Source organism: Cryobacterium sp. TMT2-17-1 (assembly GCF_004402765.1).
Classification (GTDB): domain Bacteria; phylum Actinomycetota; class Actinomycetes; order Actinomycetales; family Microbacteriaceae; genus Cryobacterium; species Cryobacterium sandaracinum.
The window spans coordinates 31586-44772 of sequence record NZ_SOGC01000018.1; the positions used below are offsets into that span (position 1 = coordinate 31586).

At 65.0% G+C, this 13187-nt stretch carries 12 protein-coding genes and 2 tRNA genes; 10 read left to right on the forward strand and 4 right to left on the reverse strand.

Annotated elements, in window-relative coordinates; genetic code table 11:
• The first annotated feature begins 2 nt into the window (after positions 1 to 2).
• The 8 genes from recF to E3O47_RS04310 all read left to right on the forward strand — a co-directional run bounded on the left by recF (position 3) and on the right by E3O47_RS04310 (position 7491).
• Positions 3 to 1190, forward strand: a complete 1188-nt coding sequence (recF, locus tag E3O47_RS04275; RefSeq protein ID WP_134342737.1) for a DNA replication/repair protein RecF — start codon at positions 3 to 5, stop codon at positions 1188 to 1190.
• A complete protein-coding gene (locus tag E3O47_RS04280; RefSeq protein WP_233191367.1) occupies positions 1183 to 1671 on the forward strand; it encodes a DciA family protein in 489 nt (162 codons plus the stop codon). The genes recF and E3O47_RS04280 overlap by 8 nt, the downstream gene beginning before the upstream one ends.
• Before the next feature lie 121 nt (positions 1672 to 1792).
• Positions 1793 to 3769, forward strand: a complete 1977-nt coding sequence (gyrB, locus tag E3O47_RS04285; RefSeq protein WP_134419605.1) for a DNA topoisomerase (ATP-hydrolyzing) subunit B — start codon at positions 1793 to 1795, stop codon at positions 3767 to 3769.
• Positions 3770 to 3818: 49 nt separating this feature from the next.
• Positions 3819 to 6377, forward strand: a complete 2559-nt coding sequence (gene gyrA / locus E3O47_RS04290) for a DNA gyrase subunit A (protein ID WP_104100675.1) — start codon at positions 3819 to 3821, stop codon at positions 6375 to 6377.
• The gene (locus E3O47_RS04295; RefSeq protein WP_104100639.1) at positions 6370 to 6777 is read left to right on the forward strand and encodes a DUF3566 domain-containing protein; all 408 of its coding nucleotides are present in this window, start codon (positions 6370 to 6372) and stop codon (positions 6775 to 6777) included. Before gyrA ends, E3O47_RS04295 begins: the two co-directional genes overlap by 8 nt.
• Positions 6778 to 6861: 84 nt before the next feature.
• Positions 6862 to 6935, forward strand: a tRNA-Ile gene (locus E3O47_RS04300).
• 47 nt (positions 6936 to 6982) lie between these two features.
• Positions 6983 to 7055 (forward strand) — tRNA-Ala (locus E3O47_RS04305).
• 106 nt (positions 7056 to 7161) lie between these two features.
• On the forward strand, positions 7162 to 7491 hold the full coding sequence (locus E3O47_RS04310) for a hypothetical protein (RefSeq protein WP_134401969.1): 330 nt from the start codon (positions 7162 to 7164) through the stop codon (positions 7489 to 7491).
• A 78-nt stretch (positions 7492 to 7569) separates the two neighbouring features.
• Here the strand turns inward: E3O47_RS04310 and E3O47_RS04315 are convergent, their stop codons facing one another.
• Positions 7570 to 8109: a hypothetical protein gene (locus E3O47_RS04315; RefSeq protein WP_104100637.1), complete on the reverse strand. Its 540-nt coding sequence runs from the start codon at positions 8107 to 8109 to the stop codon at positions 7570 to 7572.
• A 125-nt stretch (positions 8110 to 8234) separates the two neighbouring features.
• On the opposite strand from E3O47_RS04315, the gene E3O47_RS04320 reads away from it, so the two are divergent.
• Positions 8235 to 8774 carry a peptidylprolyl isomerase gene (locus E3O47_RS04320; RefSeq protein WP_104100636.1) on the forward strand — a complete coding sequence of 180 codons (540 nt, stop codon included), beginning with the start codon at positions 8235 to 8237 and terminating at the stop codon, positions 8772 to 8774.
• Between the two features lie 12 nt (positions 8775 to 8786).
• Positions 8787 to 9617: a rhomboid family intramembrane serine protease gene (locus tag E3O47_RS04325; protein WP_104100635.1), complete on the forward strand. Its 831-nt coding sequence runs from the start codon at positions 8787 to 8789 to the stop codon at positions 9615 to 9617.
• 355 nt (positions 9618 to 9972) lie between these two features.
• Here E3O47_RS04325 and E3O47_RS04330 read toward each other — a convergent pair whose 3' ends face one another.
• Genes E3O47_RS04330 through E3O47_RS04340 form a run of 3 tightly spaced genes read right to left on the reverse strand, consistent with a single transcriptional unit; the run spans position 9973 to position 13144 of the window.
• Positions 9973 to 10692 carry a glycosyltransferase family A protein gene (locus E3O47_RS04330; protein WP_104100634.1) on the reverse strand — a complete coding sequence of 240 codons (720 nt, stop codon included), beginning with the start codon at positions 10690 to 10692 and terminating at the stop codon, positions 9973 to 9975.
• Positions 10689 to 12074: a bifunctional PIG-L family deacetylase/class I SAM-dependent methyltransferase gene (locus tag E3O47_RS04335; RefSeq protein ID WP_134419607.1), complete on the reverse strand. Its 1386-nt coding sequence runs from the start codon at positions 12072 to 12074 to the stop codon at positions 10689 to 10691. Before E3O47_RS04335 ends, E3O47_RS04330 begins: the two co-directional genes overlap by 4 nt.
• Positions 12068 to 13144 carry an acyl-CoA dehydrogenase gene (locus E3O47_RS04340; protein ID WP_134401971.1) on the reverse strand — a complete coding sequence of 359 codons (1077 nt, stop codon included), beginning with the start codon at positions 13142 to 13144 and terminating at the stop codon, positions 12068 to 12070. The genes E3O47_RS04335 and E3O47_RS04340 overlap by 7 nt, the downstream gene beginning before the upstream one ends.
• Positions 13145 to 13187: the final 43 nt, after the last annotated feature.

Here is a 13187-nt window from a genome sequence, read left to right on the forward strand (position 1 = left end):
GAGTGCGGGTCCAACACCTTTCTCTGACCGACTTTCGCAACTATGCGCAGGTCGAGGTGCCGTTCGCGCCGGGACCCAATCTGATCGTGGGCCGGAATGGGCAGGGAAAGACCAATCTCGTCGAGGCCCTGGGATTCCTCAGTACCCTCAGTTCGCACCGGGTCTCCAACACGTCCGCCATGATCAGGGCCGGTCGCGACGCCGGCATCATCCGGGCCAAGCTCGAGTTCAACGGCCGCGAGATCCTGACCGAGGTGCAGATCAACCGCTCGGGCTTGAACCGGGCCCAAGTCAACCGGTCGGTGATCAAGACTCGAGAACTCCCACGTTTTTTCTCCAGCGTGCTCTTCGCCCCTGAAGACCTGGCGCTGGTTCGGGGTGACCCGTCCGGGCGCCGGCGATTCCTCGACCAATTGCTCGTGCTGCGCACCCCCCGGCTTAGCGGGGTTCTGGCCGACTACGACCGGGTGCTGCGCCAGCGGAATACGCTTCTGAAGTCGGCGCGGGCCTCGGGGGTGCGCACCACCCAGCTTGGAACACTCGAGATCTGGGACGATCGCCTCGTTGCTCTCGGCTCCGAGATCATCGACGAGCGGGCCGAACTCGTTCGCCTGCTCGGGCCACCCCTGGGTGCTGCGTACCGGGCGGTCGCGGGGGAAGACCATGGGCCGATGCTGGTTCCATCGCTCAGCATCCTGGGTGCAGACGAGGATGCAGCGATGGAGGCGATGGCCTCGACGGGCTCGGTTCCCACCGGTTCGGTTTCGTCAGCCTCGGTTTCGACAGGATCGACCACCGGGGACTCGTTTCGCACGGCACTGGCCGCCCTTCGTCGCAAGGAGCTCGACCGGGGTATGACCCTGGTCGGACCGCATCGGGACGACCTGGTCTTCGCGCTCAATGCACTGCCCGCCAAGGGCTATGCCAGCCATGGTGAGTCGTGGTCGTTCGCCCTCGCCCTGAAACTCGCCTCGGCGGAGCTGCTGCGCCGGGACTCAACGACGGGCGACCCGGTCCTGATCCTCGACGACGTCTTCGCCGAACTGGATCTGAGCCGCCGGAGACGTCTGGCCGCCGCCGTCACCGGTTTCGAACAGGTCCTGATCACCGCGGCGGTGCTCGAAGACGTGCCGGAAGAACTCACCGAGCACACCATCCACATCCATGCCGGGGCGGTCGTCGATGGCTGAGCCGAGCGAGGCCTCCCGGGTCTACCTGCGCTTCAAGGATGTATTCGGTGACCCAAACGCCAAGCGCAGCCGCGCCCGACGGCGTCCTGGAGCCGAAATCGGCTCGAGCGTTCCGTTCGGTGCGGGCCGGGATCCTCGGGGACTGAGCGATACGATCAAATCGCTCACGCTGCAGCTGGGTTGGAATTCACCACTGGCCCAATCGGAGCTGCTTGCTTCCTGGGCCCTGCTGGCCGGCGAGGAGACGTCGAAACACTCGACCCCGGTTGGAATCGACGAGGGCGTTTTGACGGTGCAGTGCGAGTCGACGGCCTGGGCGACGCAGCTGCGCATGATGCGGGTGGAGATAATGACGCATATCGCCGTGAAGTATCCGGACGCAGGCATCGAGTCGATCCGTTTTCAAGGACCTAACGCCCCCTCTTGGAAAAAGGGTCCCAGATCAATTCCAGGGCGCGGTCCACGCGATACCTATGGGTAACTGGACAAAACAGGTCAACACGGTGCATTAAACGCCGCAGATGCCCGATTTGGCCCGCAGTGCTTGGCGTCTTTGGTAGGCTAAAGGGTCGCCCGCGCGACGGTCAGGAGCCCCATTACAGATGTCAGTTGACCCACAGATCGAGCCGGAGCACGGATACGGCGCAGACGATATCCAAGTTCTCGAGGGACTTGAAGCCGTTCGTAAACGACCCGGAATGTATATCGGGTCCACCGGACCTCGCGGTCTGCATCACCTCGTCTACGAGATCGTGGACAACTCAGTCGACGAGGCCCTCGCCGGTTATTGCGACACCATCGACATTAAGATCCTGACGGATGGCGCGGTTCGCGTCGCCGACAACGGCCGAGGAATTCCGGTCGACATTCACAAGGCGGAGGGCCGCTCGACCGTCGAGGTCGTGCTCACCGTGCTGCACGCCGGAGGCAAGTTCGGCGGCGGAGGGTACGCGGTGTCCGGCGGTCTGCACGGCGTGGGCAGCTCGGTTGTCAACGCGCTGTCCAGCCGCCTCGAGGTGGAGGTACGCCGTCAGGGTCACGTCTGGCGCCAGAGCTTCCACGACGGCGTGCCCAACGCTCCCCTCACCATGGACGAGCCGTCGGATGCAACCGGCACCACCATCACGTTCTGGCCAAGTTCGGAGACCTTTGAGACCACGGACTTCGACTTCGAGACTCTGCGAGCCCGCTTCCAGCAGATGGGCTTCCTGAATAAGGGACTCAGCCTCACGCTCACCGACGAGCGCCCGCAGAACCTCGACGACGAGGGCACGCCGGTCACCAGGACCTTCCTCTACGAGAACGGCCTTGTCGACTACGTCGAATATCTCAACCGGGCCAAGAAAGCCGACCTGGTCAACGACGAGATCATCTCGTTCGAGTGGGAAGATCACGAACGCAAGATGGCGCTTGAAGTGGCCATGCAGTGGACCACCGCCTACACCGAGAGCGTGCACACCTACGCGAACACGATCAACACCCACGAGGGAGGCACCCACGAGGAGGGCTTCCGCGCCGCGCTCACCACCCTCGTCAACAAATACGCCCGGGAAAAGGGCATCCTGAAGGAAAAAGACGACAACCTCACTGGTGACGACGTGCGCGAGGGCCTGACCGCCGTGGTCTCGATCAAGCTCGCCGAACCGCAGTTCGAGGGACAGACGAAGACCAAGCTGGGCAACACCGAGGCGAAGTCCTTCGTGCAGAAGGTCGCCAACGACCAGCTATCCGACTGGTTCAACCGCAACCCCAACCCGGCGCGGGAAATTATCCGCAAGGCGCTTCAAGCTTCGAACGCACGGATGGCCGCCCGCAAAGCGCGAGAGACCGCCCGGCGCAAGGGACTCCTCGAGGGTGGCGGCATGCCCGGCAAGCTTAAGGACTGCCAGAGCAAGGACCCATCGCTTTCCGAGATCTTCATCGTGGAGGGTGACTCGGCCGGCGGATCCGCCGTGCAGGGCCGCAACCCCGAGTTCCAGGCGATTCTGCCCCTGCGGGGCAAGATCCTGAACGTGGAGAAGGCCCGGCTCGACCGTGCCCTCGGCAACGCCGAGGTTCAGGCCATGATCACGGCCTTCGGCGCCGGCATGGGCGAAGAGTTCAACCCCGACAAGGTGCGGTACCACAAGATCGTTTTGATGGCCGACGCCGATGTCGACGGCCAGCACATCACGACCCTGCTGCTCACATTGCTCTTCCGGTATATGCGGCCACTTATCGATCTCGGATATGTCTACCTGGCCCAGCCGCCGTTGTACCGCCTCAAATGGGCGAACTCGACACACGAGTACGTCTACTCCGACCGAGAGCGCGACGCGCTCCTCGAAGACGGAGCCGCGGCCGGCAAGCGCATTCCGAAGGACAACGGGATCCAGCGCTACAAGGGTCTGGGCGAGATGGACTACAAGGAGCTGTGGGAAACCACGATGGCACCCGAGTCCCGCACTCTGCTGCAGGTCACCCTCGACGATGCTGCCGCCGCCGACGAAATCTTCTCCACTTTGATGGGCGAAGACGTCGAGTCCCGCCGTAACTTCATCCAGAAGAACGCGAAGGACGTGCGTTTCCTTGACATCTGACCACTCCAACACCGGCGGCACCTCGGGCGAGGGCCCCGACGGGACCGACATGGACGCCGCGTCCGTGGCAGCAGACACCGCGGCCAAGGCTGCGCACCTCGTGCAGCACGGCAAGATCGATCAGGTCGACCTGCAGCTGGAAATGCAACGCTCCTACCTCGACTACGCGATGAGCGTCATCGTCGGGCGCGCGCTGCCCGACGTGCGCGACGGCATGAAGCCCGTGCACCGTCGCGTCATCTACGCTATGTTCGACGGCGGCTACCGTCCGGACAAGGCGTTCTCCAAGTGTGCTCGCGTGGTGGGCGACGTGATGGGGCAGTTTCACCCCCACGGTGACTCCTCGATCTACGACGCGCTCGTGCGCCTCGTGCAGCCTTGGAGCCTTCGTTATCCGCTGGCCCTCGGGCAAGGCAACTTCGGCTCCCCCGGCAACGACGGCGCCGCAGCCCCACGGTACACCGAAACGAAGATGGCCCCGCTCGCTCTCGAGATGGTGCGCGACATCGACGAGGACACCGTCGATTTCCAGGACAACTACGACGGCCGCACACTCGAGCCCACCGTATTGCCCTCCCGCTTCCCTAACCTGCTGGTCAACGGCTCGGTCGGCATCGCCGTGGGTATGGCCACAAACATCCCGCCGCACAACCTGCGCGAGGTGGCGGCCGGCGCCCTGTGGTACCTGCAGAACCCCGACGCGACCCGCGATGAACTGCTCGAAGCGCTGATCCAGCGCATCAAGGGCCCCGACTTCCCCACCGGCGCTCAGATCCTCGGCATCAAGGGCATCCAGGATGCCTATCGCACCGGCCGTGGTTCCATCACCATGCGTGCCGTGGTGAGCATCGAGGAGCTCCAGGGTCGCACCTGCCTGGTGATCACCGAGCTGCCCTACCAGGTCAACCCGGACAACCTCGCGATCAAGATCGCCGACCTGGTCAAGGACGGCAAGATCGGCGGCATCGCCGACATCCGTGACGAAACCAGTGGCCGCACGGGCCAGCGCCTTGTGATCGTTCTCAAGCGCGACGCGGTGGCGAAGGTCGTGCTGAACAACCTCTACAAGCACACCCAGCTGCAGGAGAACTTCGGCGCGAACATGTTGGCCATCGTCGACGGGGTGCCGCGCACCCTGTCCCTCGACGGCTTCATTAACGCGTGGGTCGCCCATCAGGTCGAGGTCATCGTGCGGCGCACCCAGTTCCGCCTGAAGAAAGCCGAAGCGGATGCGCACATCCTGCGCGGCTATCTCAAGGCCCTCGACGCCCTCGACGAGGTGATCGCCCTCATCCGTCGCTCCCCCACCGTCGACGACGCTCGTACCGGCCTGATGGAACTGCTGGACGTGGACAAGCTCCAGGCCGATGCGATCCTGACCATGCAGCTGCGACGTCTAGCTGCTCTGGAACGTCAGAAGATCATCGATCAGGCTGCCGAGTTGGAACTGCAGATCGTGGAGTTCCAGTCAATCTTGGCCAGCCCGGAGCGTCAGCGCACCATCATCAGCGATGAGCTCACCGAGATCACCGACAAGTTCGGCGACGACCGGCGCACCGAGATCATGTTCGGCTTCGACGGTGACATGTCGATCGAGGACCTCATCCCCGAAGAGGAGATGGTGGTCACGGTTACCCGCGGCGGCTACATCAAGCGCACGCGCAGTGACAATTACCGCAATCAGCACCGCGGCGGCAGGGGTGTCAAGGGAGCCCAGCTGCGGGCGGACGACGTGGTCGAGCACTTCTTCGTCACGACCACGCACCACTGGCTGCTGTTCTTCACGAACACCGGACGCGTCTACCGGGCCAAGGCCTACGAAGCGCAGGAATCCGGCCGGGACGCGAAGGGCCAGCACGTCGCCAACCTACTGGCGCTGCAGCCGGGTGAGGAGATCGCGCAGATCCTGGACATTCGCGACTACGGCGTGGCTCAGTACCTGACGCTTGCGACCCGCGACGGCCTGATTAAGAAGACCGAGCTGCGCGAATACGACACGAACCGCACGGGCGGCATCATCGCGATCAAGCTGCGCGAGGGCGACGAACTTGTCTCGGCCCTGCTGGTCGAAAACGACTCCGACCTGCTGCTCGTCTCCAAAAAAGGAATGTCGATCCGGTTCACGGCGTCGGATGAGGCGTTGCGCCCGATGGGACGCAGCACCTCCGGCGTCATCGGAATGCACTTTCGTGGCGAGGACAGCCTGCTGGACGCATCCGTGGTCTCGGGCGACGGCTATGTGTTCGTCGTGACCGAGGGCGGTTACGCCAAGCGCACCGCAGCCGACCAGTACCGCCTCCAGAACCGAGGCGGCCTGGGCATCAAGGTGGCCAAGCTCAACGACGACCGTGGCGACCTGGTGGGTTCGTTGATCGTCGACGAGGAAGACGAGGTGCTCGTGGTACTTGCCAGCGGCAAGGTGGTACGCTCTGACGTCTCCGAAGTCCCGGCCAAGGGACGGGACACAATGGGCGTTGTTTTCGCTAAGTTTGCGGATGAAGACAGAATCATCGCCATTGCGAAAAACACCGAGCGCAATCTGGTGGCCGAGATTCTCGCGGCCGAACCGGAAAACGCCTTGGGAGAGGAAGAACCTGTAAATGAGTAGTGTCGCCGAAAAGCTCGCCAAGAAATCCAGCCGCAAGCCGGCCGCGACCAAGCAGGTGCGGCTCAAGCTCGTCTACGTGGATTTCTGGTCGGCTGTCAAACTGTCTTTCCTGATCGCTCTGTGCCTGGGCATCGTCACGATCGTGGCCACGTTCCTGATCTTTACGATCCTGAACGGAACGGGCATCTTCGGCAAGGTCGATGACCTCTACACCGATATCGCCGGCGCCTCGTCCGATCTGGCCAGTATCCTGTCCATCGGGAACGTGATGGGCTTCGCCTTCGTCGTGGCCATCTTGAACACGGTCGTCATCACTGCGCTGGGAGCCGTGTACGCGGTTCTGTACAACCTGAGTGTGAAAATCACCGGCGGCTTGCTCGTCGGATTCACCAACAACTAGTCGTCGGATGTCGCTGGTCGGGTCGCTTTGCGGCTCGATTGGGACAATCCCGCCGAATCGGGTAGTCTCAAACCTGCCCATTAGGGGGATATAGCTCAGTTGGTTAGAGCGCTTCGCTGATAACGAAGAGGTCCCAGGTTCAAATCCCGGTATCCCCACGCAAGAAAAGTTTTGACACCGCGGCATGCAATCCCTGTAATCATGCGGGGCCATAGCTCAATTGGTAGAGCGCCTGCTTTGCAAGCAGGAGGTCCGGGGTTCGATTCCCCGTGGCTCCACAAGGAAGAACGCCCGGCCCCTTTCTTTGGGGCCGGGCGTTCTCCATTTATCGGCCCTCAGTCACTTTCGCATAGCTTCAGCCTGCGATTTGGTACGGTGAGGCGCATGTCAGCCAGCAACCGCCCCGCACCAGCCGCCGCAATGCCGCCCTCCCGGCCCACAGCCGACAGGCTCGCGATCACGGCCCTCTGGATGGGCATTGTGGCCTTCGCCGGCGGCTGGCTCCCGGTTCTCGGCCTGTTGCTCGCGATCGTAGGGAGTGTGCTCGGCATTATCGCGCTGCGGCGCTCGAATCGCCGGGAGCTGGCACAGATCGGGCTGATCCTCTCGATCGTCGCTGCGCTGTTCAATGTGGTCATCGACGTGATTGTCGTCATGTCGATTCTGACGCAGCTCGAAGAACTCGAGGGTGCCTCGACGACTCTTCTCGGCTGAGCCGGCAACCCGAAAAAAAAAGGGGAGGGCCCGCATCCCCTGGATGCGGGCCCTCCCCTGGTGTTGCGGTGCTGCGGTCTAGTCTTCGACTGACGTGGCGGCGGCGGGATCATCTTCAGCGACCCACAGCTCGTCGTCGGCGCGGAAGGTCTGCCAGACGGCGTAGGCGACGCCTGCGGCGGCGGCCAGGGCAACGCCGAGTGCGATGTAGGTGCCGGCGCCAGGACCCTTGTTCTCTAGCACTACAGGCTTCTGGAACCGCACGCGGTTCAGTGCCGCACGAACGCGGGCGTCGCGGGCAACGTCCCCGACGCTCATCACCGAGCCGATGGCCGTGCCGATTCCGCTGCCGATTCCGGGCAACACCCGGTCGATGACCTGGTGGCGAACACCTTCGGCGAGATCCTGAGTGGCCTGCACTCCAGGGCGCAAAAGGTGCTCATAGCTTTCACGCACGCGCGGAGCTACTTCCTCACGGGTGAGGATGCCGGCCTGGCGGCTGGCCTCCCTTGCAATGGCGTTGGCACGCTCGAGCACTTCCTGCTGGTTGTTCCATAATTCGTCTGCGCTCTTACGCAGCCGAGTAAGTTCCTTGCGGCGCTTGCGTGACAGGCTCATCTGGACCCTCCATCGATGTCATGTGGCGAACACTGTCCATCTTGCCACGCAATCGTCTGGGAGGGCTCTGGGTGGAGCCGGTGTTGATCGGAATCCACTAATCCGGCTGTGCAAGAATTGAGTCCATGTCTAAGCACACCGCCGTCGCAACGCTCAATACCACCCTCGGACCGATCAAGGTCAACCTCTTCGGCAATCACGCGCCGAAGACCGTCAAGAACTTCGTCGGTCTCGCAACCGGCGAGATCGAGTGGAAGCACCCCGCCACCGGTCAAACCTCCAACGCACCTCTCTACGACGGTACGGTCTTCCACCGCATCATCAAGGACTTCATGATCCAGGCCGGCGACCCGCTCGGCCAGGGCACCGGTGGACCGGGCTACCAGTTCGACGATGAAATCAACTCGGACCTCGACTTCACACAGCCGTACGTGCTCGCAATGGCGAACGCCGGTATCCAGGGCGGACGCGGAACCAACGGTTCGCAGTTCTTCATCACCGTCGTGCCGACGACTTGGCTGCAGGGCAAGCACACCATCTTCGGTGCCGTCGAAGACGAGGAGTCCCGTGCGATCGTCGCCAAGCTCGCGACCGTGCCCACCGACGGCCGCGACCGTCCGCAGACCGAAGTCGTCATCGAGAGCGTCACCGTCGAGCAGGTCTAGGCTCCGCCTACGATGACAGGCCTGCCCGGAACCGCCGCTAACTTCTGCTACCGGCATCCGGGCAGGCAGAGTTACATCCTCTGCCAGCGCTGCGGCCGCACAATCTGCCCTGACTGCCAGACTCAGGGCGCCGTCGGCGTGATCTGCCCCGAGTGCATGAACGAACAGCGCAGGAATGCCCCGCGCACCAAGCCGGCCATCCTGACCCGGCTGAAGAGCACCTCGCACCCGGTGACCACAGTGATCATCGGCGTCACACTGGCGATATACCTGCTGCAGTTCATCCTGGGTGCTGGTTTCACCAGCCTCCTCTGGTACGCGGGCGTTTACTCCTCTCCCGGGAGCTTTGAGCCCTGGCGCATGCTGACGAGCGTGCTCGTGCACGGCTCCATCTTCCACGTACTGCTGAACATGTACACGCTCTGGATCTTCGGTCAGATCCTTGAGGGAATGCTCGGTCGTGGCCGTTTCCTCGCCCTGTACGTGCTGAGCGGCCTCGCCGGATCCCTGGGCGTCCTGTTCCTGTCCGACCCCCGGATTCCCGTTGTCGGCGCCTCCGGCGCCATCTTCGGCCTGATGGGCGCGTTCCTGATCATCCAGCGACGCCTGGGCGGCAACGCGACCCAGCTTTTGATCTTGGTCGGCATCAACCTGGTGATCGGATTCCTACCGGGGCTGAATGTGGCCTGGCAGGCGCACGTGGGCGGTCTGATCGCTGGTGCGGTGGTCGGGCTGATCTTCGTGCAGACCCGCCGCATCAAGCAGCAGCGGCTGCAGACCGTGCTGATAACGACTTTCGGGGCGTTTCTGGTGGTCGTCAGCGGTGCGATGTTCCTGACCTAGCTCGCCGAGTGAGCCCCGATTGCCCGGGGCAATGTGGGTTCGCGGAGGGTGGCGGAGAAGGTTGTTCCCGATACCGACGCAGGCGCGCATGGGACCGCGGGGCGGGCGGTACGTGCGGCCCAACCGCCGTGTCTGTCGAGCCCGAGGCCTGCAGCTACTCTGCCCGAACGAATTCGACGGAGATTCTTCTCTAAACAGCCCGTTTGAGCTGAGGAACAGGTGTTTGACCCAGAATCTCCGTCGAATTGGTTCGACGCCGGGCACGGCGCTCCGCCGGGGATGAACGCGTGCCCGCAGTGCGGTCAGCCCGCGACCTTCCGGGAGCGACACAACCAAACGATGAGAACTCACTCCCCTAGGAAGTGGCTTCGGCCGCCTGATCACGCAGATAGCCGGCGAATCCTTCTGGAGTGCGCCCGGCGAGGCGACCGGAGGTAACAACGGGGATCAGTTCGGTGCGAATCTCGCTCACCCTGAGACTACGCAGGGCGGAGACCAGCCGCACGTCCTCATGCCCGTCGACGCGCGCGAATTCTCCGGCGTGCAAATACCGGTCGGCGCGCACTCCGAGGTTCGCACCGTGCACATAGGTGTGGCCCTCGACCAGGCGGTGCTGGGCGTCCCACCGTTCCCTGCCTCCGTCGGACAACCCGTCGTCGGGAACCACGGTTCCGAGGACGAGATCGATGGAGTTGCGGGCGAATGCGAGCTGAACGGTCAGCCAGTTCGGCGGCACAGCGGAGTCGGCATCCGTCGTCGCGATCCACGTCGCCGAGGTGAACCGGTCAGAGGTCGGCACAAGGTGCCGCACCCCGGCGCGGCGGGCAACGCCGACGGCGCCACCGTTCGTCTGGATGCTCGCGAATATCGGCCACTCCGAGGCGACGTCGGCTGTACCATCGCTGCACCGGTCGAGCACGACCACGACGTCGATGACCGGCGGCGCCTGACCGGCCACCCCGCCGACCTCTCCGACGGCCACGGCCAATGCCGACAGGCATCTCGGCAGGAGCTCCTCCTCATTGCGGGCCGGTACCACGACGATGATTCTGTCGATCGCGCCGCGGCCGCTCACGGAACCAGGCCTTCACGTTGTGCGACCGAGCGAGCCGGCGCGGCTTCGAACACCTCGAGCAGGAAGTCGCGTTCCCGATGCTCAACCGTGCGCTCGAACCCGGCCAGCCTGCCGAGTTCTGCGTGCACCTGGTCGCCGGTCAGTGGATATTCCGGCACGGAATGCCGCCAGTGGCAGGCCACGAGCACACCACCGGCAGCAAGGCTGTCGCGGCATCGCCCGAGAACCGCTCGCAATTCCTCCGCCGAGAAGTAGTACCCGACCTCGGAGAACAAGATGAGATCGAAGGAGCCCTCCGGCCACTCGGTGGGCAGGGTGAGCCGTGCGAAAGTGACGCTGGGGCGTGACACCAGCCGGGCGCGGGCGACCTGGAGCGGCTGCTCGGCGATGTCGACCGCGGCGACAGTGTCGCACCGGTCGGCAAGACCAGCCGTCAGCATGCCGATCGAGCAGCCCAGTTCCAGCGCCGCTCGGTAGCGTTTCCGAGGCAGCGCCGACAGGGTCAGTGACCGCTTGCGCTCCTCGTACCAGCGAGTTTCGAAACTCCACGGGTCACGGTTCCCGGCGTAGAACTCCTCAAAGAAATCCCCGGCCAGACTCGCTCTATTCCCCGACTCTTTCTCAGTTTCGATCTCGATGAAAATCTCATACTCGCGTTCGAAGTGCGCACCGAAGGCCGCCTGGATGATCGCTTCGTCGCCGGGCAGCTCGGACAGCGGCTGCACCTGACTGATATGCAGAGCCATTGCCCTAGATTTACGCCGACGGTCTTCGGGCGCCAGGTCAAGGGTTCGCAGCACGCCGTCCGACCAGATCGGGTCCCCCGGGGTGGACCAGTGCCAGGCCCAAATCGGGTATTCGAAGAGGCTGACACCTCGGCCGCGGGCCGCGTGGCGGGCGGCCTCGGCCGCCGCCGCATGGTCAGGATGGCCGTCCAGGCTCCAGGGGGCGACCAACCAGGTTCCCGGCCCGCCGGCCCCGAGTTCAACGGAAATCGCCCGGGACGCCTCCTCCGGGCGCTCGGCGAGGGATCCGTCGGGGAGCTCGACCAGGCGCACCAGGGCCGTGGGCGCCAGGGCGGTGACGGCAGCCGTCACCTCAACCCGGCGCAATTCCGCAAGCCGCCCGGGGTCGTGCGTACGGGACCGGGGATGGGAGGCCTCACCATTGGTGAGCACCACAACCGTCACCGGAACTCCGGCTCCCCCGGCCCGGGCGATCAGCCCGCCGGCACCGAGCGTTTCGTCGTCGGGATGCGACGCGACCACGACGAGTCGGCGCAATTCGTCGATGCGCAGTGCCTGCACGCCGGCCGCATCACCGTGCACCGCCGTCCACACGGTTTCGGCCGTGCCAGCATCCGTGTGACTGAAGCTCACCACGGGGATACCCCGGCGTCCCGTAGTCGGCGGCCGAGCGCCGCGTCGTCCCGTTCGGCGTGGTGCTGGCGAACGTAGAGCTGCAGATCGGCGATGCGCCCAGCGTGCCGAGCGTCGAAGGCGAGCGGCGCGGGGCCGAGCGCGTGGCCCGTGCGGGTGATCACCTCGTCGACCGTGCGCGCGACCTGGCCGCGCACCCGCGCTGCCAGGAGTGCGCCCTGGTCGCCGACGGCGTCCCCGGCGTCGATCGCCGCCGCGGCGGCAGCCAGGGAGGTCCCGGCGGCGGTCAGTGCGAGGTCGAGGGCGCCCAGGTGCGCGAGCGCGATCTGATCGGGCTCTCGCTCGAGTACGGACTCCCAGACCCGCCTGGCCAGACCCACGGCGCCACCCCACCAGCAGGCCGCGACGCCGATCCCGCCCCAGGCGAAGCCCGGTCTGCGGAGGTACCAGCCGTCGTCGCCGACCGGCTGGGCCATAGTGCCTCGGAACTCGACCGGTCCGCTCGGCACGGCGGGGAGCCCTCGGCTCACCCAGGCGTCCGTGCGGACGGTGATGCCGGGGTCGGCCAGGTCGACCACGAACAGCCGCTGGGTGGTGGCCGCGGTGTTCGCCGTGACCAGGGCGTGGCTGAGCGAGCCGGCGAGCGAGCACCAGGGTTTCGTGCCGTCGAGACGCCACCGTGCGCCGCCGACCGGTCTCGCCTCGAGACGAGACCCCGCGGCCTCGGCGGCGAAGACGCCCCAGCTCGGTTCCGGGCTGCCCCCCGCGACGAGCCCGGCCGGATGCAGGGCGGCCTGGTCGAGGATGGCGAGGGCGTCCAGGTGCGCCTCGGCTACCCGCGCGGCCGTGAGGTCCGCGGCGGCCAGGGAAGCCAGGGTTTCAAGCAGGCGCAGCGTTCGCCCTGACCCTGGTCGGGGAACGGAGCCGCCGAGCGCGCGGGAGAGCTCCAGGGCCCGCCCCGCGTCTCCGTTCACTGCGAAGGCAGCCGTTGCGGCGTCGCGCAGGCTGGACTCCGCCGTGCGTTTCCCGGGCACGGTCAGCCAGGTCGGTCCCGGACTTTCTATCCTCGTCAAACCGACCTCCTGGTTTGGTACCGACCACACCAGGCTCCGTGTG